Origin of the sequence: Pseudonocardia ailaonensis (genome assembly GCF_039531635.1) — a bacterium.
Classification (GTDB): domain Bacteria; phylum Actinomycetota; class Actinomycetes; order Mycobacteriales; family Pseudonocardiaceae; genus Pseudonocardia; species Pseudonocardia ailaonensis.
Genome location: NZ_BAAAQK010000018.1, coordinates 135369 through 154375, shown reverse-complemented (window position 1 = coordinate 154375; position 19007 = coordinate 135369). Strand labels below are relative to the sequence as shown.

Here is a 19007-nt window from a genome sequence, read left to right as displayed (position 1 = left end):
GCCGCTACCCTCGCCGGGTGCGTGTACTGGTGACGGGTGGGGCGGGGTTCATCGGCTCTGCGTTCGTGCGGTCGCTCGCGGCGGGGGTGTATCCCGGGCTGTCGGGTGAGGTGCGGGTGCTGGACCTGCTGACGTACGCGGGGCGGCGGGAGAACCTGGCCGGCCTGGACGTGGAGCTGCGGGTGGGTGACGTCCGTGATCCCGCGGCGGCGGCGCGCGCCGTGGAGGGCTGCGAGGTGGTGGTGCACTTCGCGGCGGAGTCGCACGTGGACCGCTCGATCGCGGGTGCGGCGGACTTCGTGTCGACGAACGTGGTGGGCACGCAGGTGATGTTGCAGGCGGCGCTGGACGGCGGGGTGCGCAAGTTCGTGCACGTGTCCACGGACGAGGTGTACGGGTCGATCGAGTCGGGGTCGTGGTCGGAGGAGCACGTACTGGAGCCGAACTCGCCGTACTCGGCGTCGAAGGCGGGTTCGGACCTGTTGGCGCGCTCGTACTTCCGGACGCACGGTCTGGACGTGAGCGTGACGCGGTGCTCGAACAACTACGGGTCCCACCAGTTCCCGGAGAAGGTGATCCCGTTGTTCGTCACCAACCTGCTGGACGGGCGGAAGGTGCCGCTCTACGGGGACGGGCTGAACGTGCGGGACTGGTTGCACGTGTCGGACCACTGCGCGGGGATCGCGGCGGTGGCGGAGCGGGGGCGGGCCGGTGAGGTCTACAACATCGGCGGCGGGACGGAGCTGACGAACCGCGCGCTCACGGAGAAGCTGCTGGACGCGGTGGGGGCGGACTGGTCGTCGGTGGAGCCGGTGGCGGACCGCTTGGGTCACGACCGGCGGTACTCGGTGGACTGGTCGAAGATCCGCGACGAGCTGGGCTACGAGCCGCGCGTGTCGTTCGAGGCCGGGCTGGCGGACACGGTGGCGTGGTATCAGGAGAGTCGTGCCTGGTGGGAGCCGTTGAAGGCCGGTGCGGCGCGATGAAGGTCCGCGAGCTGGGGATCGCCGGGGCGTGGGTGTTCGAGCCGACGGTGTTCCCGGACTCCCGGGGGTCGTTCGTGGCGCCGTTCCAGGGGCCGGTGTTCCGGGAGGCGTTGGGCTTCGACCTGGTGGTGAAGCAGACGAACCAGTCGGTGTCGGCGGCCGGGGTGGTGCGGGGGGTGCACTTCGCGGACGTGCCGCCGGGGCAGGCGAAGTACGTGTCGTGCCCCTCGGGGCGGTTGCTGGACGTGGTGGTGGACGTTCGGGTGGGATCGCCGACGTTCGGGCAGTGGGAGGCCGTCGAGCTCGACGCGGGGTCCGCGCGCGCGGTGTATCTCACCGAGGGGCTGGGGCACGCGTTCGTGGCGCTCGAGGACGACACGATCGCCACCTACCTCTGCTCGGAGCCCTACAACCCGTCGGCGGAGCACGGGATTAGCCCGCTGGACCCGGAGCTGGGCCTGCCCTGGCCGTCGGGCCTCGACCTGGTCCTCTCGGACAAGGACCGCGACGCGCCCTCCCTCGCCGAGGCGGCGGCCTCGGGCCTGCTCCCGACGTGGGCCGGCTGACCGCCGTTCACGAGGCGTTCGCCCGACACCGGCGCCTGCGGGCGCCCCGGTGCGCTCCACTACCGTCGGGACGCGAGCGACGACCGGGCGGGGGAGCACATGAGGATCTCGGTGATCGGCTGCGGGTATCTCGGTGCGGTGCACGCCGCGTCGATGGCGCAGCTGGGGCACGAGGTGGTGGGCGTCGACGTCGACGAGCCCAAGATCGCGATGCTGGCGGCGGGGCGGACGCCGTTCTTCGAGCCGGGCTTCGAGGAGCTGCTGGCGGAGTCGCTGGCGTCGGGGCGGTTGCGCTTCACCACGGACTTCGGTGACGCCGCGGGTGCTCGGGTGCACTTCGTGTGTGTGGGGACGCCGCAGAAGCGTGGGGAGTACGCGGCGGACCTGCGGTACGTGGAGTCGGCGGTCGAGTCGCTGATCGGGGTGCTGGCGGCCGGCGAGCTCGTCGTCGGGAAGTCGACCGTGCCGGTCGGGACCGCGGCTCGGCTCGCGGAGCTGGTGGGGGACAAGGTCCCGGGCGCGATGCTGGCGTGGAATCCGGAGTTCCTGCGGGAGGGTTTCGCGGTGCAGGACACGGTGCACCCGGACCGTCTGGTGTACGGGTTGCCGGACGAGAACGCCGACACCGCGCATGCCCTGCTCGACGAGGTCTACGCGACGATCGTCGCCGCCGAGACCCCCAAGGTGGTCACGGACTACGCCACGGCGGAGATGGTGAAGACCGCCGCGAACTCGTTCCTGGCGACGAAGATCTCGTTCATCAACGCGATGGCGGAGTTGTGCGAGGCGACCGGCGCGGACGTGAAGCAGCTGGCGGACGCGATCGGGCACGACGACCGGATCGGCCGCAAGTTCCTCAACGCGGGGCTGGGTTTCGGTGGGGGGTGTCTGCCGAAGGACATCCGGGCGTTCATGGCGCGGGCGGGGGAGCTGGGTGCGGATCAGGCGCTGACGTTCCTGCGGGAGGTCGACAACATCAACATGCGTCGGCGGATCCGGATGGTGGAGCTGGCGCGTGAGGTGCTCGACGGTTCGCTGCTGGGGAAGCGGGTGGCGGTGTTGGGGGCGGCGTTCAAACCCGAGTCGGACGACATCCGGGATTCGCCGGCGTTGAACGTGGCGGCGCAGCTGCAGTTGCAGGGTGCGACGGTGGTGTTGACGGATCCGGCGGCGATCGAGAACTGCCGCAAGCACTGGCCGCAGATCGACTATGCGGACACGGCGGAGGAGGCGGCGAGGGGCGCCGACGCGGTCCTGCTGCTCACGGAGTGGCGCCAGTTCCGGGAGCTGGACCCGGTGGCGTTCGGGAAGATCGTGCGGCAGAAGCGGGTCCTCGACGGGCGCAACGCGCTGGACCGGGATGTGTGGGAGGCCGCGGGCTGGAGCTACCGGGCGCTGGGCCGCCGCCACGCGAGCTGATCCCCACACGCTGATCCCCACACGCTGATCCCCACGCGGTCGACCCGTCACGACTGTCGCGGTCGGAGTTCCTCCTCCGTGCCTGTCACGGAGTGCATCTGCCTGATCATCAAAGGTGACGATCGCGCAGTGCCTTGGCTAACAGGTCGCGAGACGAAAGGCGATGGGTCCTGCGTGACCACACCGCAGACCCCGCAGCACGGACGGCCCTACGACCCGCAACAGCAGCACGGCTACGGCTGGCCCGGACAGCAGGACGGTGCGCCCTACGGATACCCGCAGCAGTTCGCTCAGGTTCCCCAGCAGCGTCAGCCCGCCCCTGCGCCGCGCAAGCGCCGTAAGTGGCCGTTCGTGTTCGGCGGCGTCGTCGTGCTCGCCGTCCTCCTGGGTGTGATCGCCGGCCTCGGCTCCGGCGGCTCCGGCACCACCGCCGCTCCCGCGGGCGGGGGAGCGGCCTCGGCCGCTGCGGCCGGCGACTCCGCCAAGGGCCCGGTCGCGGCCGGGCAGGCACAGGTCAACGACGGCGTCACGCTCACGGCCACGGCGCTCAAGGCGTCCACGAGCTTCGGGCAGAAGGTTCTCTGCACGACGGTGTCGTACAGGAACGGCTCGACGTCGCAGGCCGGCTACAACCAGTTCGACTGGAAGCTGCAGGACCCGAACGGCGCGATCGTCGTCTCCACGCTGGCCGAGGGCAACACGCTGAACTCCGGCAACCTCGCCGCGGGCGGCAGCGTCTCCGGCGGGGTCTGCTTCAAGAACCCGGGCCTCAAGGGGACCTACCAGGTCCAGTACACCGGCAGCATCTTCTCGTCCTCCGCCGACGTCGTCTGGACCAGCCAGGTCGGCTGACCCTCTGCCCACCACCCCACGGCACACCGGGCCGCGAGGTGGTCACGCACCGCCCTCGGGGACGACGGAGTCGGTTCGGTGATTGTCGGGACCGTGCCCACCCGGGCACGATCGTCCGGTGTCGGTCGATCTCGCTCAGGTTCCCGCGGCGGCGGGGTGGAACGTCACCACCTACATCGCTGCGGCCGGTGCGGTCGTGAGTGTCGCGACGCTGGTGGCGACCACCTACTTCGCCGGGCGGCGGGAGACCGTGAAGTGGGCGCGGGAGGAGCTGGCCAAGGCCTACTTCGACTTCATCGACGCCACCTACGCCGCGACCCGTGCCTCGTACCGCCACCATCGGACGTCGAGCGAGGCCGAGAGTGCGGACGGGGCGACGGGGGAGGCGCTCCGCGAGGCGATCCGGGGGGTTCGCGGGGCGTTGACCCGGATCAGGCTCCTGGCGCCCCGCCGGTCGGTGGATCTCGCGAACGAGGTGCGGCTGGGCCTGGAGCGGTTGAGCGCCGGGATCAGGGAGGGGATGACGCCAGGGGAGTACGAGCGGCTCCGGGCGGACGTCAGCGCGGGGCGGGAAAGGCTGATCGCCGCGGCGAAGAAGGACATGTCGCTGCCGGAGTAGGCCGGCGGTGTCAGGCGAAGGCGGCCAAACGCGGCAGAGTTCTTTCGACGCGCAGCATCTCGCGATCGTCGCCGAGATCGACTCCCGCGGGTTGGCGGGGGACCTGGGCTACAAGGACACGGCAGATCTTCTGCGGTCCGCGCAGCGGATGTCGGCCCGTGCGGCGTCGGCTCGGCTGGAAGCGGCGCGGGCGGTGGTACCGCAGCGGACGATCCTCGGTGAGGGGTTGGCGGTCGAGCTGCCGGAGACGGCGGTGGCGGTGGCGTGTGCGGAGATTTCGCTGGAGCACGTGGTGCCGATCGTGCTCGGCGCCAAGGGGCAGCCGTTGGATGTGGGGCGGCGCAGCCGCCTGGTGACTCCGGCGATGCGGCGGGCTCTGGACCAGCGGGACGGCGGGTGCGCTCACCCGGGGTGTGACGTCCCTGGACAGTGGACGAGCGCTCATCATGTGACGCATTGGTCGCAGGGCGGGGACACGGCGGTCGGGGATCTGGTGTTGTTGTGTCTGCGGCATCATCATCTGATCCACAAAGGCGAGTGGACGATCACGGTGATCGGTTCCATCCACCGAGGTGGGCCGGAGGGCCGCCCTCGCGGAACATGGTTCACCGGGTTGAACTGCTCGGCCGGTTGCCCGCGCCGCCGCAACGCACAGTTGTGCCCGCAGCCCTCGTGTAGGAGTCGCCCGACCGCTCGGCGACCGTCGCGGCATTCTGTCCGCATTGCTCCGTTCGACCGGCAACCACCGGCGGCCGGGAGCCGTCCCCCTCTGCGAGAGTTCTTCTGCAGAAGGAGCGACCGTGCCGAAATGGAGTTCCCGTCGATGGACCGCGACGGCTGTGGGTGTCGTGGTGACGGTCGCGGTCGGGGCATCGCTGATGATGGCGGCCACGGCCAGTGCCGAGCCTACCCGCCCGGCCGCCCCCGGCACCGGCTTCTACGCCTACTGCACGCCGGTCGCGGGGACGCCCAACTACTACTGCAGCCCGATCAGCGGGACGCCGCCGGTTACTGCGCCGGTGCAGCAAAGCCGGACGATCTGGGAGTGGCTATTCAGCCGGCCGAGCACGCCGCCCACCACGGCGCCCCTGCCGCCCTCGTCGTCGGCTCCGCGGCCGCCCGTCTCGTCGGCCCCACCGGTCGTGAGTCCGCCTGCCTCGAATCCGCCTGCCTCGAAGCCACCTGTGGTTGACCCGCCTGCCTCGTCCCCACCGATCGTTCCGTCGGAGTCGACGAAGCCCGCCCCGTCGTCAGCCCCACCCGTGGCTTGACGGCCCGGGAACGGCGCAGAGCTTCTGCTTCGGGAATCAGGCCCAGGTGCGGCCCGTGATTGTGCGGTCGAGCGTCGGTGGATCGTTGTCGCGCCGCTCAGATCCCCAGCTTCTCCCAGAGGAATCCGGTCGCCGAGTCCGGCCACGAATGCCCCTGCCCCGCCAGCACGTCCCGGACGACCGTGTGGCCGCCCCCGCAGGCCCAGGTGGTGAGGGTCGCGGGGCCGTCCGTGCTGGTCGCGGGCGCGGCGCAGGCGTCGGCGGTGAGGAAGGGCGCGAGGGTGACCTCGAGGGAGTCCCAGCCGCGTTCGGGGCGGCCCTCGATCTTCACCCGGTCGTCCGCGGTGCCCGCGAGGGCGATCACGCTGGTGGGGGTGGGGCTCGGGCAGGGGCCGGTGGTGGCGCCCGCCACCGGGCCGATCCCGGCGAGCGCGCCGCCCGCGCAGGCCCAGGTGTAGCTCATCATCGCGCCGTTGGAGAAGCCGACGGCGTAGACCCTGCGCGGGTCCACACCGTCCGTGCCGACGAGCGTGGCGGCCAGCGCGGTCAGGTAGCCGACGTCGTCGATCTTCTTCGACGCGGCGCTGCCGCAGCAGGCGCCCGCGTTCCACGTCCCGCTCAGCCCCTGTGGGTAGGCCATGATCACGCCGTCGCGGGCCGCCAGGTCGTCGAACCCCAGGCCGCGCATGTCCTCCCCGGTTCCGCCGCTGCCGTGCATCACGACCACCAGCGCCGCACCGGGTCTCGCCGACGCGGGATGGACGACGATCGCCTCCCGGGCGCCCTCGGGGCGGGTGAGGGACAGGGTCCGGTCGCCCGGCGAGGCCGGGACCACGGCCGCCGTCGCCGACCCGGGAGGCGCGGACGGCGCAGGGGACGGCCCCGCTGCGGGAGCCGAACAGGCGGCCGCGAGCAGCGGGGCGAGCAGCAGGAGCGGGAGGAGGCGGCGCATCACCGCCCAGTCTGCGGGGTCACCTGCCAGAGAGTCCACGAGTAGGACCACGGCGTGGCGGCCGGGATCGAGGCGATCTCCTGGGCCCAGCCCGTGGAGGCGAGATTCGGCCAGGTGGTGCGGACCGCGTCGATGCCGCCCTGCTCGTTGCGGAGCACGTAGCGGATGCCGTGGGCGGGCGGATCGGCCAGCGCGGCGTCGAAACCCGTGTCGGAGGTGATCAGGAAGGCCTGCGGGTGCGCGCTCGCGGCGAGCACGGCGAAGGCCGAGCCGCTGTCCGCGAGGACGCTGCCGGGTGGCAGGTCCAGGGCGTCGATCCGGGCGGCCAGGGCGCGGTCGCCCGCCCACATGCCGTTCGCACCGGCGATCGTGGGCCGGTCCAGCACCGAGTCGACGACGGGGCGGATGCGCAGGTACTCCTGGCTGGCCAGGGTGGTGCCGTTCAGGACCAGCAGGCCGGACGTGACGGCCGCGCCGCCGAACGCCACGATCGCGAGCAGGGCCGCGCCGGCGGTGCGCAGGCCGCGCCGGGGGCGGGCCTCGGCCAGCAGCAGTGCGAGCACCACGGCGAGCAGCGGGATCACCATGATCTGGTAGCGCAGGAAGCCGAAGAGGTCGCCCGCCGCGCGCAGCAGCCACTCGAACACCAGCACCGAGCCGAACACGGCCACCGGGGCGAGGGCGGCCAGTGGACGCCGCCAGCAGGCCGCGACCAGCAGCGGCAGGGCCAGCGGCGCGAGCAGCAGGACCTGCGCCGCCACGTCGCCGAGTGATCCGGAGCGGCTCGCCCCGGTCAGGGCCGCGTTGCCGTAGGCCGAGGTGAACTGCTCGAACGGGGAGCCGACCGTCAGCCAGCTGAGCAGCGCCCAGATCACGAAGGCCGCGGCGGCGGGGAGGCCGGCCAGCAGCGCGTCGACCAGCACGGCGTTCCGGTCCCGGGTGCGCCACCAGGTCACGGCCACGACCAGCAGCGTGACGGCGGCCGCGGCCACGATCGCCTCGTACCGCGCCAGGTAGCCGACGCCCAGCGCGATGCCGGCGACGACGAGATCGTGCGCCCGCCGGCCGGTCCCCTCGCCGGCCCGTAGCCAGCGCAGCAGCCGACGGGCGGAGACCAGGAGGCAGAGCATGAGCAGCGCCTCGGTCATGCCGTTCGTGGCGTAGACCAGGATCAGCGGCTGGAGCGCGAACAGTGCCGTGACCAGCCATCGGGCGGTGCCCCGGACCCGCAGGTCGGCGAGGATCCCGTGCACGGCCGCGACCGCGCCCGCCATCGACAGCGCCGAGATCACCACGGCGGCGAAGCCGGTCGAGACCAGGGCGGGCCAGAGGGGGCGCAGCACGGTGAACGGCACCATCAGCAGCGCGGGCAGCGGCGTCCACACGAACCCGACGGCCGCCAGCTTCGGGTCCACCGCGGACCAGACGGAGCTCGCCGCGGAGACCCGGGAGAGCGCGTCCTCCATGATCGAGTCGAAGCCGAACACCAGGACCGTGCCCAGCGCCAGGTAGAGGGCCGCGGCGGCGGCGAACACGGCCCGGGCGCGCACCGGGCGCGGCGGGGCGGAGTGCCGGGTGGCCGGCCTCTCGAGGACGGCGGTCACGAGGTGCTCCCGGAGGGGACGGTGGCGATCGAGGACGGGGAGGCGTCGAGCCCGTGGGTCGTCTTCTCCCAGTACGACGGGCGGAACGCGAGCTGCAGCACGGCCTTCGCCGCGGCCAGCGACATCAGGACCCAGTAGAGCGGCACCAGCAGCGCGGCCGGCGCGAGCCAGGGCTTGCCGGCGACCCGCGAGATCGCGATCCCGGTGTGGATCGCCGCGAGCACCCCGATGATCCACACCGCGGATCCCAGGTAGAAGGTCACCGGCGGGAACAGCGACTCGACGAACGGCGGCTCGGCCACCCACCAGAGCGCGGTGAGGAACCAGAAGACCGGGTTGAGCAGCGCGAGCACCGGGGTCGCGAGCACGAACAGCAGCAGCCCGGCGATCCCGCGGGCACCGATCGCCCGGTACAGCTCCCGCGGCTCCCGCAGCGCCACCAGCACGCTCTGCAGATAGCCCTTGTACCAGCGGGAACGCTGCTTGACCCAGTTGATCGCGTCGCTGTTGGCCTCCTCGAGGGTGGTGCTGCCGAGCATCGCGGTCGCCCACCCGTGCCGGGCCAGGCGGACCCCGAGATCGGCGTCCTCGGTGACGTTCCAGGCGTCCCAGCCGCCCATGCCGACCAGGACGTCGCGGCGGATGTGGTTCGACGTGCCCCCCAGCGGGATCGGCGCGCGGGTGGCCATCAGGCCGGGGAGCAGCCAGCGGAACCAGACGTCGTACTCGAGGGTGAACCAGCGGGTCAGGAGGTTCTGGTCCGCGTTGTGGTAGCTCAGCCGCGCCTGCAGGCAGGCGAGGTCCTCGCCACCGCGCCGGAAGGCGACCACCGCGCGGCGCAGCTGCAGCGGATCCGGCCGGTCCTCGGCGTCGTAGATCGTGACGAACTCACCGCGCGCCTCGGTGAGCCCGAAGTTGCAGGCCTTGGGCTTGGTCCGCGGCTCCGAGGGCGGCACGACGACGATCCGCACCGGGGTGCCGGGGATGACGCGCTCGGCCGCGGCCCGGGTCTCGACGTCGTCCTCCTCCAGCAGCAGGAGGACCTCCAGCCTGTCGGCCGGGTACTCCAGCGCCGCGAGGGCACCGACCAGCTGGCCGACGACCTCCGGCTCCTGGTAGGCGGGGACGAGGACCGTGTAGACGGGCAGGTCGGTGGCGGCGCGGGCGTCGTCGTCGCTGACGTGGATCGTCGGGTCGTCCGCGACCGCGCGGCGGACGAGCAGCAGCTTGTATCCGGTCGCCGCGGCGTACGCGGCGATCAGGACGCCGGCGACGACCACCGCGGTGAGCCTCGGTGCCGCCACCGCCGCGGCACCGAGGAGCAGGAGGGCCGCGATCCCGGCGATCCCGGCCCGGCCGATCCCGCGCCGGCCGGCGGGCCGGGCGGAGAGGCGGGGGTGCACGTCGGCGAGGCCGTGGACGGCGTGGTGGGTCCGGGCCCCGAGCGCCGGGCCGGACCGGGCGGTCGCGACCTCGGGCGAGAGCGGGAGCAGGGCGAGCGTGCTGGGCCGGGTGCTCATGCCGTCCCCCCACGGACACCGGCACCACGGATGCCGGGGAGGCGGACCGCGCGTCCACGGACCGACAGCAGGGCGACGACCCCGACGAGCCCGGCCGAGGCCAGCGCGATCGGCAGCGGCCCGGCCCAGGGCAGGAACCAGCCCAGAGCCGTGACGACCGGGATCCCCCGGGCGTGCCACAGCCGGCGGGTCCCGAGCGCGACGGCCAGGACGGCGACCACGACGGGGGTGACGGCGAGGACGCCGAGCGCCCGGCCGGGTGCGACCACCTGGCCCACGAGCAGCGCGACCGCGACGAACGCGGCCCCGGCGCCGATCACGAGATCCAGCTCGCGGTCGTGGATGCGCGGCCCCGGCAGCGGGGCGCGCAGCCGCACCGCCGCGACCAGGGCGGCGGCCGCGGCGGCGACGACCCCGGCCGGCCTCCCGGCGAGCAGCTCTCCCGCGATCAGGGCGCCGAACGCCACAGCAAGGCACAGCGTCACGATGAGTGACTGCGTGCTGCTGCGCGCGTCACGGCGGCGGGTTGCGGGAACGCGCTGCTTATAGGTGGTTACCGGCAGGTAGGCCGTCGTCATGTACTGGCATTCGGACTAACGAGCCTCTTTGTTACAGGTTCAACTAATTACTTTGCGTGAGAACGGTCCGTGACCGGGATCGAGGAGGCGCGGGGCCGAACGTCGTAACGAGGGCCGACCGGGCGGCGACGTGCGGGGAAAGCATCACAGCGCGCTCGGGGCACGGGCATGTCACCGTGGGGGACGACGAGGGGAGGGCCCGTGGACGCCGCCGACGACGGAGGCAACCGGCAGGAGATCTTCCGCCTGCTGTTCGTGTGCACGGGCAACATCTGCCGCTCGCCCGCCGCCGAGATCATGACCCGGCACCTGCTGATCGGCGGGCTCGGCGGGAACCTCGCGCGGCGGATCGACGTGTCCAGCGCGGGGGTGTCGGCGGTCGTCGGCGAGATGATGCACCCCGACACCCGCGACGAGCTGCGGCCCTGGGGGCTCGACGGGCTGATCGCCGGGGAGTTCCGGGCTCGTCAGCTGCGCTCGTCCATGGTGCGGCGGGCGGACCTCGTGCTCGGGGCGAACGTGCGTCACCGCAGCGCGGTCGTCGAACGCGAGCCGGCCGGGCTGCGCACCACCTTCGCGCTGCGGGAGTTCGCGGCCCTCGCCGATGCGGTCGACGGCGACATGCTGCCGCCCGAGGACCCGGTGAAGCGGGCGTTCGAGCTGGTGGAGCAGGCGCGGATGAAGCGTGGGCTGGTCGCCACCGATCCCGCGGACCTGGCGATCCCGGACCCGATGGGGCAGCCCAACGAGGCCCACCACCGGGCAGTCATGCTGATCACGGACGCCGTCCACCGGATCGTCACGAAGATCCTGCCGCCGCGCTGATCGGGCCGGCGCTGACCGGGCTACCTGCCGACGCCGCGCATGGCGTGGGTGAGCTGGAACTCCGCGGACTCCGCGGCGGCCAGGGCCAGGGCGCTCGTCTGCGCGACGGCGACCTGGGCGTGGGCGAGGTCGCGCTCGTCGTCCTCGGCGCCGACGAGGATCGCGCGCACCACGGCCAGCGGTTCCAGGGGAGGGCGCGGGAAGGGGCTGGCCGGGCGCTCGGGGTGCAGCGCCGCGCTGAGCCGGGTGCGGAGGTCGCCGCCCGGCTCCTCCAGGCGGGCCTCGCCGGAGTCGTCGAGGCCGGGGGCGCGGGAGAACAGCAGATCGCCCCACAGCGGGCGCATCCGGTCCAGCTCGGCGAACAGCGCGCGGTCCGTGGTGCGGGGGCGGGTGGCCCAGTGCTCGTCGAGCGACGGGCGGCCGATCGCGTAGCGACGGGCGGCCGCCGCGGCTTCCACCTGCTCTTCCGGCTCCTCCGCGGGTGACCAGCGGGCCGCCGGCGACTCCGGCGCGATGGTGCGGCGCACCAGGATGATCCGGCTGACGATCGGGGTGTCGGCGAGGGTCACCGCCGCGATCTCGACGGTGACGCCGACCGCCGGGCCGTCGAACCGTCGGGTGCTGGCGAAGTAGCGGGGCGGTCCGCCGTCGGTGTGGCCGCGCAGGGAGCGGTCGAGGACCCGCTGGAGCTGCACGACCTCCTCGCCGCGGGCGGCGCCGGCGCGGGAGGGGGCCGGCCCCGCGGGCGCGGGGTTCCGGGCGACGCCCGGCAGGCCCGACGACGACGGCACCGGTGGGGGCGCCGGTGGTGCGGCGGGCGGGACCGCGGGGAGAGGGGCGGTGGGCCACGCGGCGGTGGGATCGGAGGGCGGTGCGGGGTTCGGGCAGGGCGCCCCGGGATCGGTCTCGTGTTGATCAGCCTGCGGCGCAGGGTGATCGGCCGGCGGCGGGGCGGGTTCCGCGGCGGTCGTGGGGCGGTCCGGCTCGGCGGCGCCGGCCGGCCGCGCGTCGGAGGGTCCCGCGTCGGCGCGCGGTTCGGCGGGCCGCGCGTCGGCGTGTGATGGCTCGGACGGTGGTGTGTCGGACGGTGGTGTGTCGGACCGTGGGGTGTCGGGGTGCGGTGTCGCGGGCGACGGTGCCTCGGCGTGTGCCGTCTCCGTGTGCGGGGCCTCGGTCGGGAGTCCCGGCCCGGCGGTGGGCGGCTCGTCCGGGTCCGGTATGGACTCCGACCGATGCTCGCCCGTGGAGCCCCGGGGACCGGGGCCGGTCTCGGCCACCTCGGAGCGGGCGGACGAGTCGTGGAGGGGGCCGAGCGTGCGCTCCTCGGGCCCGTCCTGCGCCGGGCGCGGCGTCGGGGGCCGGGCCGGCTCGTCGGGGTCGCCGCGGCGCGCGGCCGGCGGCTCCGTATCCAGACCGCCCGCCGTCGGCGGGTCCGGATCGACACCGCCCGCCGTCGGCGGGTCCGGCTCGTCGGCCTCGGCCTCGGGCCCGGCCGCGGTCGCGGGCCGATCCCGGGGACGGCGCGGTGCGCCCCACCGCCGGCGCTCCTCCTCGGCCACCGACTCCTCCGTCGGGAGCATCGGGGAGTCGGGTTCCTCGACGTCCTCGTGCTCCCCGGGCGCGGTGCGGGCGCGGCGGGCGAACAGGCCGCCGAGGGCTCCGGCGCCGAGCGCGGCGGCCAGGCCGCGCCGCGACCGGCGGCCCGGCTCGGGCTCGGCGGGTTCGGGACCAGCGGGCTCGGGACCAGCGCGGTCGGGGACCGGCGGTCCCAGGTCGGAGCGGGCGCGGTCCGGGGGGCGTGCCTGTGCCGGGGCCGGTGCTTCGGCCTCCCCGTCGTCGGTCCGGGGGCGGCGCGGGGCCGGGTCGACCCGGGCCGCGGCAGACGGGCGACCGGTCCGCCGGAAGGACCCGACCCCCGCCGGTTCGAGGCCCGAGGTGCGGCGGACCACGAACCACGCCAGCGCGCCCAGGCCCAGCAGGGTGACCAGCATCGCCACGAGGAACAGCGGCCACGAGTCCCACGGCGAGGGCGGCGGGTACGACGGCACCTCCGGCAGCGCCAGCGGGGCCGTGCGTTCCGCGGGCGGCAGGCCGAGGCGGACCAGGCCCGTGGCGGCGGCCTGGTTGCCCGCGTCGATCCGCAGGGCGGACTCGTAGGCGGCCTTCGCCGAGTCCGCCTGGCCGGCGATCTCGGCGTTGGTGCCGCGGGCCGCGTCCTGGAAGGCCATGCCGTAGCGCCGGCCGACCTCGTCGAGGCCGTCCGTGGAGCACGCGCCCTCCTGCCGCTGCTCGGCGCGGGCGTACAGCTCGGCGGCCTGCGCGAGCTGCCCGGAGTCCACGAGCTGCGCGGCCTGGTTGCACAGCGGGGTGGGCACGCTCGCGCACCCGGCGAGACCGGCGAGCCCGGCCGCCGCGACGAGGCCGAGCACCGACCGCCGGAAGCGCATGGACCCATGCTGGTCGGCGGGGCCGAGCAGGACAAGCCGAGGGTGACGGGATCACCTCCGACCGTCACCACGGTGCGGCGAGGAGCACCCGGACGTCACAGTCGGGCGGCCACCCGCGGTGACCGCTGCGCCGGGTGGTCGTGGCGCGACCGCCCGTCCACGGTGTACACCACCGGCATGCAGCCGCACGTCGTGCTCGAGTCCCTGGCCGATCCGGACCGGCGCGGCTTCAGCGTCCTGTCCGCGCCCGCGGTGCCCCGCGCGGAGCGCTACCGGATCGGCAAGGCCCTGCGGCAGGAGGTGCCGCGCTCGTCGCTGGCGGACTGGTCGCCCGAGGGTCGGCGGATCGGTGCGGTCGAGTCCGTGATGGCGACGAACGCGGGCCGGGTCGAGCGGCTCGTCCCGGTGCGGGTCGGGCGGATGGTCGCCGGTCCCTTCGCCTTCCTGCGCGGCGCCGCGGCCCTGCACGCCTCGGACTTCGCCACGCTGCCCGCCACCGGCGTCCGCCCCGTCATCTGCGGGGACGCCCACCTCGGCAACTTCGGGTTCTACGCCTCGCCCGAGCGTGATCTCGTCTTCGATCTCAACGACTTCGACGAGGCCCATCCCGGTGCCTGGGAGTGGGACCTGCGCCGCCTCGCCGCCAGCGTCTGGGTGGCCGGGCGCGAGCAGGGGATCGGGGAGGAGGGCTGCGGGGAGGCGGTGGCCCGCTGCGTCGAGGCCTACCGCCGCCATCTCGAGCAGCTCGCCGAGGAGCCGCTGCTCGCCCGCTCGTTCGCGCTGCTCGCCGCCGACCAGATGCGCGAGCTCGCCCCGCCCGGGGCCAGCCGGCGGGCCGTCGCCGAGGCGGTGCGCAAGGCGCGCCGGCGCACCAGCGACCACGCGTTGCCGCGCTTCTCCCGCACCGAGGGCGGCGAGCGCCGGATCGTGGAGGCGCCGCCGCTGATCACGCGGCCCGATCCGGAGCAGTACGACCGGCTCGTCGCCGCGCTCGACGAGTACCTGCTGACCCTGCCGTCCCACTGGGCGCGGGTGGTCGGCGGCTACCGGGTGGTCGACGTGGCGCACAAGGTCGTCGGGGTCGGCTCGGTGGGGTTGCGCGCCTACATCGCCCTGTGCGAGGGCTCCGGCCCGGACGACGTGCTGTTCCTGCAGCTCAAGCAGGCGCAGCGCTCCGTCGTCGCGCCGTACGTCCACGGCGAGACGCCGCTGCACCACCACCAGGGCGAGCGGGTGGTCGAGTACCAGCAGGCGCTGCAGACCGTGTCCGATCCGCTGCTGGGCTGGACGACGGTGGGGCGCCGGCAGTACTACGTCCGCCAGTTCCGGGACATGAAGGGCGCGATCGTGCTCGACGGCGCGGGGGCCTCCGGACTGTCGGACTACGCCTCGGTGTGCGGGCGGATGCTGGCGAAGGGCCACGCCCGGACGAGCGGGGCGTCGATGATCAGCGGCTACCTCGGCGGCGGGGGCAAGGCGCGCACGGCGATCGGGCGGTTCGCGCGGCTCTACGCCGACCAGACCGAGCGTGATCACGCGGCGCTCATCGACGCCGTCCGGCGCGGGGTGCTGCCCGCGGAAGAGGGAGTGTGAGAAGCGTCCGGTCCGCCTGACGTGCTTCGGGGTGCCGGAGTCGGATAGGTTGTCGCACCGTGAGCGTGGTGGAGACGGTGCTGGTCTATGTACTGGCGCCCGCGGTGTTGTACGGGGCGGTGGCCCTGCTGACTGTCGCGCGCCGGGCCGCGCGTCGTCCGAAGTACCGGTCCGGGCAGCCCTGGGAGCATGAGCCGGTCCTGTGGACGGCGAACCCGGAGGGCGCGCACCTGACCCCGCACGACCCGCACGCGATCGAGAACCCCGCCGCGACGACCGGAGGTGCCCGTGGCCACTGGTGAGCACGGGCACGGCGCGAGCGCCGTCGCCACGATCGATCCTGCCGACCTGCCCGAGGGCTCGGTCCTGACCGGGAGCGGCCGCGTGTCGGTCGCCGAGGTCCACGCCGAGCCGGAGAGCAAGGGGCTGTTCACGCCCGTCCAGCTCTCGCGGCTCGACGAGGCCCTGACCCTGGCCAGCCGGGACACCGGCCTGCTCTTCGCGATCTACCTGGGCGATCTGGGTGCGGACTCCGCGGCTGCCGCCGCGGAGCTGCAGTCCTCGCTGGACTCGGCCCACGAGGCCGTCCTGGTGGCGGTCAGCCCCGGGCAGCGGCTCGTCGAGGTGGTCACCGGCGCCGAGGCGAAGCTGCGGCTGCCGGACCGGGGCGCCAAGCTCGCCGTCATGAGCATGGTGGCCTCGTTCAAGGAGTCGGACCTGCTCGGTGGCCTGCTGTCGGGGCTGCGGATGCTGGCCGACCAGGCGGGCCACCGCCGCTGAGCGGCGAAAAGTAGCCGAGCCGCTGAGCGGCGACGAGCAGTCGAGCCGCTGAGCGGCGGAAACCAGCCGGGCCGCTGAGCGGCGACGAGCAGCCGGGCCGCTGAGCGGCCCGTTCGGGCCGCCCGACCGGGGATCACCCCGGCGGGCGTACCGTCCGCCGCTCCGCCACACCCTGCATCCCGCAATCGTGCGGGATGCCTACTCCGGGTCAGCCATATGGTGTATTCATGGGGGCGCGGCGTAGGCATCCACTCACGGGCGGTTTCAGTCACCGCACCTGTGGGCGCTCGTCCCGGCCGCATGACCAGTCGGACGCACGGGGGATCGCAGCCGCATCGCGATGAGTGAATCGAGCCCGAACCGCCCTGACCCGGAGCGCCCGCTCCGGGCCGTCCCCGCGCCCGGCGCCGTCTCCGCGCCGGGGGTGCCGGTCGTGGTGGTCGACGATCACGAGCTGGTCGCCACGTCGCTCGTGCTGAGCCTGGAGTCCGAGGGTGTGGCCGCGCACCGCGTCCGCCCGGCGGCCGAGCGCGGCATCATCGCCGAGATCTCGCGGCTGCGCCCGGGTCTCGTGCTGCTGGACCTCGATCTCGGCCGGGACGCCGACGGCAACCGGATCGACGGTGTGGAGCTCGTCGGGCCGTTGCTCGCGAACGGCTGGCAGGTGCTCGTCCTTTCCGGGAGCGCGGACCCGGCCCGGGTCGGCTCGGCGCTCGACGCCGGCGCGCTGGCCTGGGTGCCGAAGAACGCGCCGTTCCCCACGCTGCTCGGCGCGGTCCGCGAGGCCGCGGCCGGCCGGCCGGTGATGTCCGAGGACCGCCGCCGCAAGTTCATCGACCTGTTCCGCCGTCGCCAGTCCGAGCGCCGCGACCTCACGGAGAAGCTCGGCCGGCTGACCCAGCGCGAGCGTGAGGTGCTCGCGGAGCTCGCCCGCGGTAAGCGCGCGCAGGCCGTCGCGGACCATTTCGTGGTGTCGCTGGCGACCGTCCGGACCCAGATCCGCGCGGTGCTGACGAAGCTCGAGGTGGGCTCGCAGCTCGAGGCGGTCGCGCTGTTCCGCAAGGCCAGCGGGGGCTGAGTCCCCGCAGGTGGGATGCGTGTCGCACGAGTGTCCGGCGAACACCCGGCAGCCGTTCGGGTGCAGCGGGTCACCCGCTGCCGACGGTGATTGCGCCCGCCTAGTATGAGCCCACGGCACGCCCGCCGACGGTGTGGGCGGCGTCCGGCGGAGGGGGGCCTCACCGGTCATGGCCACGGGTGTGACGAGTGCGGTGGGCCGACTGCAGCGAGCCCGCTTCACCTCGCGGCTGACGGTGGACCTCTGTGCGATCGCGGCGCTCTGCGCCGGGGTGGTCGTGCTCGCCAGCACCCCGCGGATCCTGGACTGGCTCCACCGGGAGACGGCGTCGGACGTGCTCACGATCGCGGCCGCCGGTGTCGGCGCGGCGGCGGCGATCCTCGCGCTCGTCGGGTCCCGCGTGCTCGGCGACGCCCGGCTGGCCTGGCTCGCCGCGGCCCTGGTGCTGTACTGCGCGGTGGTCCTGCCCTGGGGGGTCACGGCTCCGGCGGCCACGGCGACGACCGCCGAGCAGGTCTCCCGGTTCGTCGCGTACGCCACGGCGCTGGTGCTGCTCGTGTTCGCCCTCCGGCCGCCGCGGCGCCTGGGGGGCTGGGGCGGCTGGGTGATCATGGTGGGCGGTGTGGTGCTGGCCGTGCTGGCGCTGTTCGCCGTCCCGCAGCTGGGCCCGGTCACGAACGTGCTCACCGGTCCCGTCTCCACCGTGATCGTGGTCGTCGGGTGGGTCGCGGCGGCGGTCCTGGGCGTGGTCGAGGCGGCGCGGCGGCAGAGCGGGGCGCGGCTGCGGGCCGGCCTCGGGCTGGTCGTGCTGGCGGCCGGGCAGCTGTACCGCCTGTCGAGCTCGGCGGCGCCCGTAGGAGACCTGGTGTTCCCGGCGCTGCGCCTCGTCGGGCTCTCGGTGCTGTTCGTCGGTCTGCTGCAGATGGTGCAACGGGGGTTGCGCAACCTGCAGGAGGAGAACTTCGCCCAGCAGGAGGAGCTGGCGGTCGCCGCCCTCCACATGGAGCGGGCGGCGGCGAACACCGCGGAACGCAATCACGAGCTGCGCAACGGGCTGGCCGGTCTGGCCGGAATCACCCATCTGCTCTCCGCCGAGGGGGAGGGGCCGGAGCACGCGCGGCTGCGCAAGGCCGTGCTGGCGGAGCTCGGGCGGCTGCACACGATCCTGGAGTCCAGGGACGACCTCGGCGAGATCGAGGGCGAGCTGGCGCTGTTCGACCGGGACGAGGACGGCCGCGCCGCTCGCCCGGCCGCCGATCCCGGCTCCGAGGGCGCCGGCTATCTCGTCGCGCCGATGCTGGAGGGCCTCGTCGCGCTCCGGCAGGCCCGTGAGCAGGAGGTGAGCCTCCAGGTCCCGGAGGATCTCGAGACCGCCGGGGACTCGGCCGTCGCGGCCCAGATCGTCACCAACCTGCTGGCCAACTGCGAGCGGCACGCGCCGGGCACCCGGATCGACGTGTCCGCCTTCGCCGCGGGCGGCCGGGTGGTCATCGAGGTGCGCGACCACGGCCCGGGGCTGCCCGAGGGGCGCGAGGGCCAGGTGTTCGACCGGGGCGCGCGGGACGCCGGGGCGGGCGGTGAGGGCCTCGGGCTGCACATCAGCAGGCAGCTCGCGGAGGGTCAGGGCGGTAGCCTGGAACTGCGCTCCGCGACCGAGCCGCGCGGATGCATCGCCCGTCTCACTCTTCCGGCCGCCGACTCTCACCTACCGGCCACCGACAGTATCGCTCGGTAGGGGCAACCTTCGACACCGTCGGGCGTCTCACCGTTCCTGGTGATGGCCGAGTGGTGTCATCCGGTTGCATACTGTGCTCCGAGCGGTCGTCTGAGGCCGCACGGAAGAAAGGTGGGATCCCGAATGGGTGAGTCGGACAACGCCCGTCCGAGCAACCGGGCCACGGTGCGTGGTGCCACGGG

The 19007-nt window shown here is 74.0% G+C and carries 16 protein-coding genes; 11 read left to right on the top strand and 5 right to left on the bottom strand.

Annotated features, from left to right (window positions below; translation table 11 throughout):
- Positions 1–17: 17 nt before the first annotated feature.
- The 5 genes from rfbB (at position 18) to ABD324_RS23015 (ending at position 4442) form a co-directional block, all read left to right on the top strand.
- A complete protein-coding gene (rfbB, locus tag ABD324_RS23035) occupies positions 18–986 on the top strand; it encodes a dTDP-glucose 4,6-dehydratase (protein ID WP_344420724.1) in 969 nt (322 codons plus the stop codon).
- Positions 983–1552, top strand: a complete 570-nt coding sequence (locus tag ABD324_RS23030) for a dTDP-4-dehydrorhamnose 3,5-epimerase family protein (RefSeq protein ID WP_344420722.1) — start codon at positions 983–985, stop codon at positions 1550–1552. Before rfbB ends, ABD324_RS23030 begins: the two co-directional genes overlap by 4 nt.
- Before the next feature lie 99 nt (positions 1553–1651).
- Complete coding sequence (locus tag ABD324_RS23025) at positions 1652–2971, top strand: UDP-glucose dehydrogenase family protein (RefSeq protein WP_344420720.1); 1320 nt, start codon at positions 1652–1654, stop codon at positions 2969–2971.
- Positions 2972–3145: 174 nt separating this feature from the next.
- Positions 3146–3823: a DUF4352 domain-containing protein gene (locus ABD324_RS23020; RefSeq protein ID WP_344420718.1), complete on the top strand. Its 678-nt coding sequence runs from the start codon at positions 3146–3148 to the stop codon at positions 3821–3823.
- 118 nt (positions 3824–3941) lie between these two features.
- The gene (locus tag ABD324_RS23015) at positions 3942–4442 is read left to right on the top strand and encodes a hypothetical protein (protein ID WP_344420716.1); all 501 of its coding nucleotides are present in this window, start codon (positions 3942–3944) and stop codon (positions 4440–4442) included.
- Between the two features lie 1368 nt (positions 4443–5810).
- Here ABD324_RS23015 and ABD324_RS23010 read toward each other — a convergent pair.
- The 4 genes from ABD324_RS23010 to ABD324_RS22995 are packed head-to-tail and all read right to left on the bottom strand — an operon-like array spanning position 5811 to position 10274.
- Positions 5811–6665 carry a CE1 family esterase gene (locus ABD324_RS23010; protein ID WP_344420714.1) on the bottom strand — a complete coding sequence of 285 codons (855 nt, stop codon included), beginning with the start codon at positions 6663–6665 and terminating at the stop codon, positions 5811–5813.
- Positions 6665–8269, bottom strand: a complete 1605-nt coding sequence (locus ABD324_RS23005; protein ID WP_344420712.1) for a glycosyltransferase family 39 protein — start codon at positions 8267–8269, stop codon at positions 6665–6667. The genes ABD324_RS23010 and ABD324_RS23005 overlap by 1 nt, the downstream gene beginning before the upstream one ends.
- Positions 8266–9789: a glycosyltransferase gene (locus ABD324_RS23000; RefSeq protein WP_344420710.1), complete on the bottom strand. Its 1524-nt coding sequence runs from the start codon at positions 9787–9789 to the stop codon at positions 8266–8268. Before ABD324_RS23000 ends, ABD324_RS23005 begins: the two co-directional genes overlap by 4 nt.
- The gene (locus ABD324_RS22995; protein ID WP_344420708.1) at positions 9786–10274 is read right to left on the bottom strand and encodes a hypothetical protein; all 489 of its coding nucleotides are present in this window, start codon (positions 10272–10274) and stop codon (positions 9786–9788) included. The genes ABD324_RS23000 and ABD324_RS22995 overlap by 4 nt, the downstream gene beginning before the upstream one ends.
- Positions 10275–10568: 294 nt before the next feature.
- Between ABD324_RS22995 and ABD324_RS22990 the strand changes: the two genes are divergently transcribed.
- Positions 10569–11192, top strand: coding sequence for an arsenate reductase/protein-tyrosine-phosphatase family protein (locus tag ABD324_RS22990; RefSeq protein ID WP_344420706.1), 624 nt, complete (start codon positions 10569–10571; stop codon positions 11190–11192).
- Between the two features lie 20 nt (positions 11193–11212).
- Here ABD324_RS22990 and ABD324_RS22985 read toward each other — a convergent pair whose 3' ends face one another.
- Complete coding sequence (locus ABD324_RS22985) at positions 11213–13639, bottom strand: hypothetical protein (RefSeq protein ID WP_344420704.1); 2427 nt, start codon at positions 13637–13639, stop codon at positions 11213–11215.
- 177 nt (positions 13640–13816) lie between these two features.
- On the opposite strand from ABD324_RS22985, the gene ABD324_RS22980 reads away from it, so the two are divergent.
- From ABD324_RS22980 to ABD324_RS22960, 5 genes are all read left to right on the top strand, one after another.
- Positions 13817–15232, top strand: coding sequence for a DUF2252 domain-containing protein (locus ABD324_RS22980; protein ID WP_344420701.1), 1416 nt, complete (start codon positions 13817–13819; stop codon positions 15230–15232).
- A 59-nt stretch (positions 15233–15291) separates the two neighbouring features.
- Positions 15292–15534, top strand: coding sequence for an aa3-type cytochrome oxidase subunit CtaJ (gene ctaJ, locus ABD324_RS22975; protein ID WP_344420699.1), 243 nt, complete (start codon positions 15292–15294; stop codon positions 15532–15534).
- On the top strand, positions 15521–16012 hold the full coding sequence (locus ABD324_RS22970; protein WP_344420697.1) for a DUF5130 family protein: 492 nt from the start codon (positions 15521–15523) through the stop codon (positions 16010–16012). The genes ctaJ and ABD324_RS22970 overlap by 14 nt, the downstream gene beginning before the upstream one ends.
- Before the next feature lie 340 nt (positions 16013–16352).
- Complete coding sequence (locus ABD324_RS22965) at positions 16353–17090, top strand: LuxR C-terminal-related transcriptional regulator (RefSeq protein ID WP_344420695.1); 738 nt, start codon at positions 16353–16355, stop codon at positions 17088–17090.
- Between the two features lie 193 nt (positions 17091–17283).
- A complete protein-coding gene (locus tag ABD324_RS22960; RefSeq protein WP_344420693.1) occupies positions 17284–18825 on the top strand; it encodes a sensor histidine kinase in 1542 nt (513 codons plus the stop codon).
- Positions 18826–19007 lie beyond the last annotated feature (182 nt).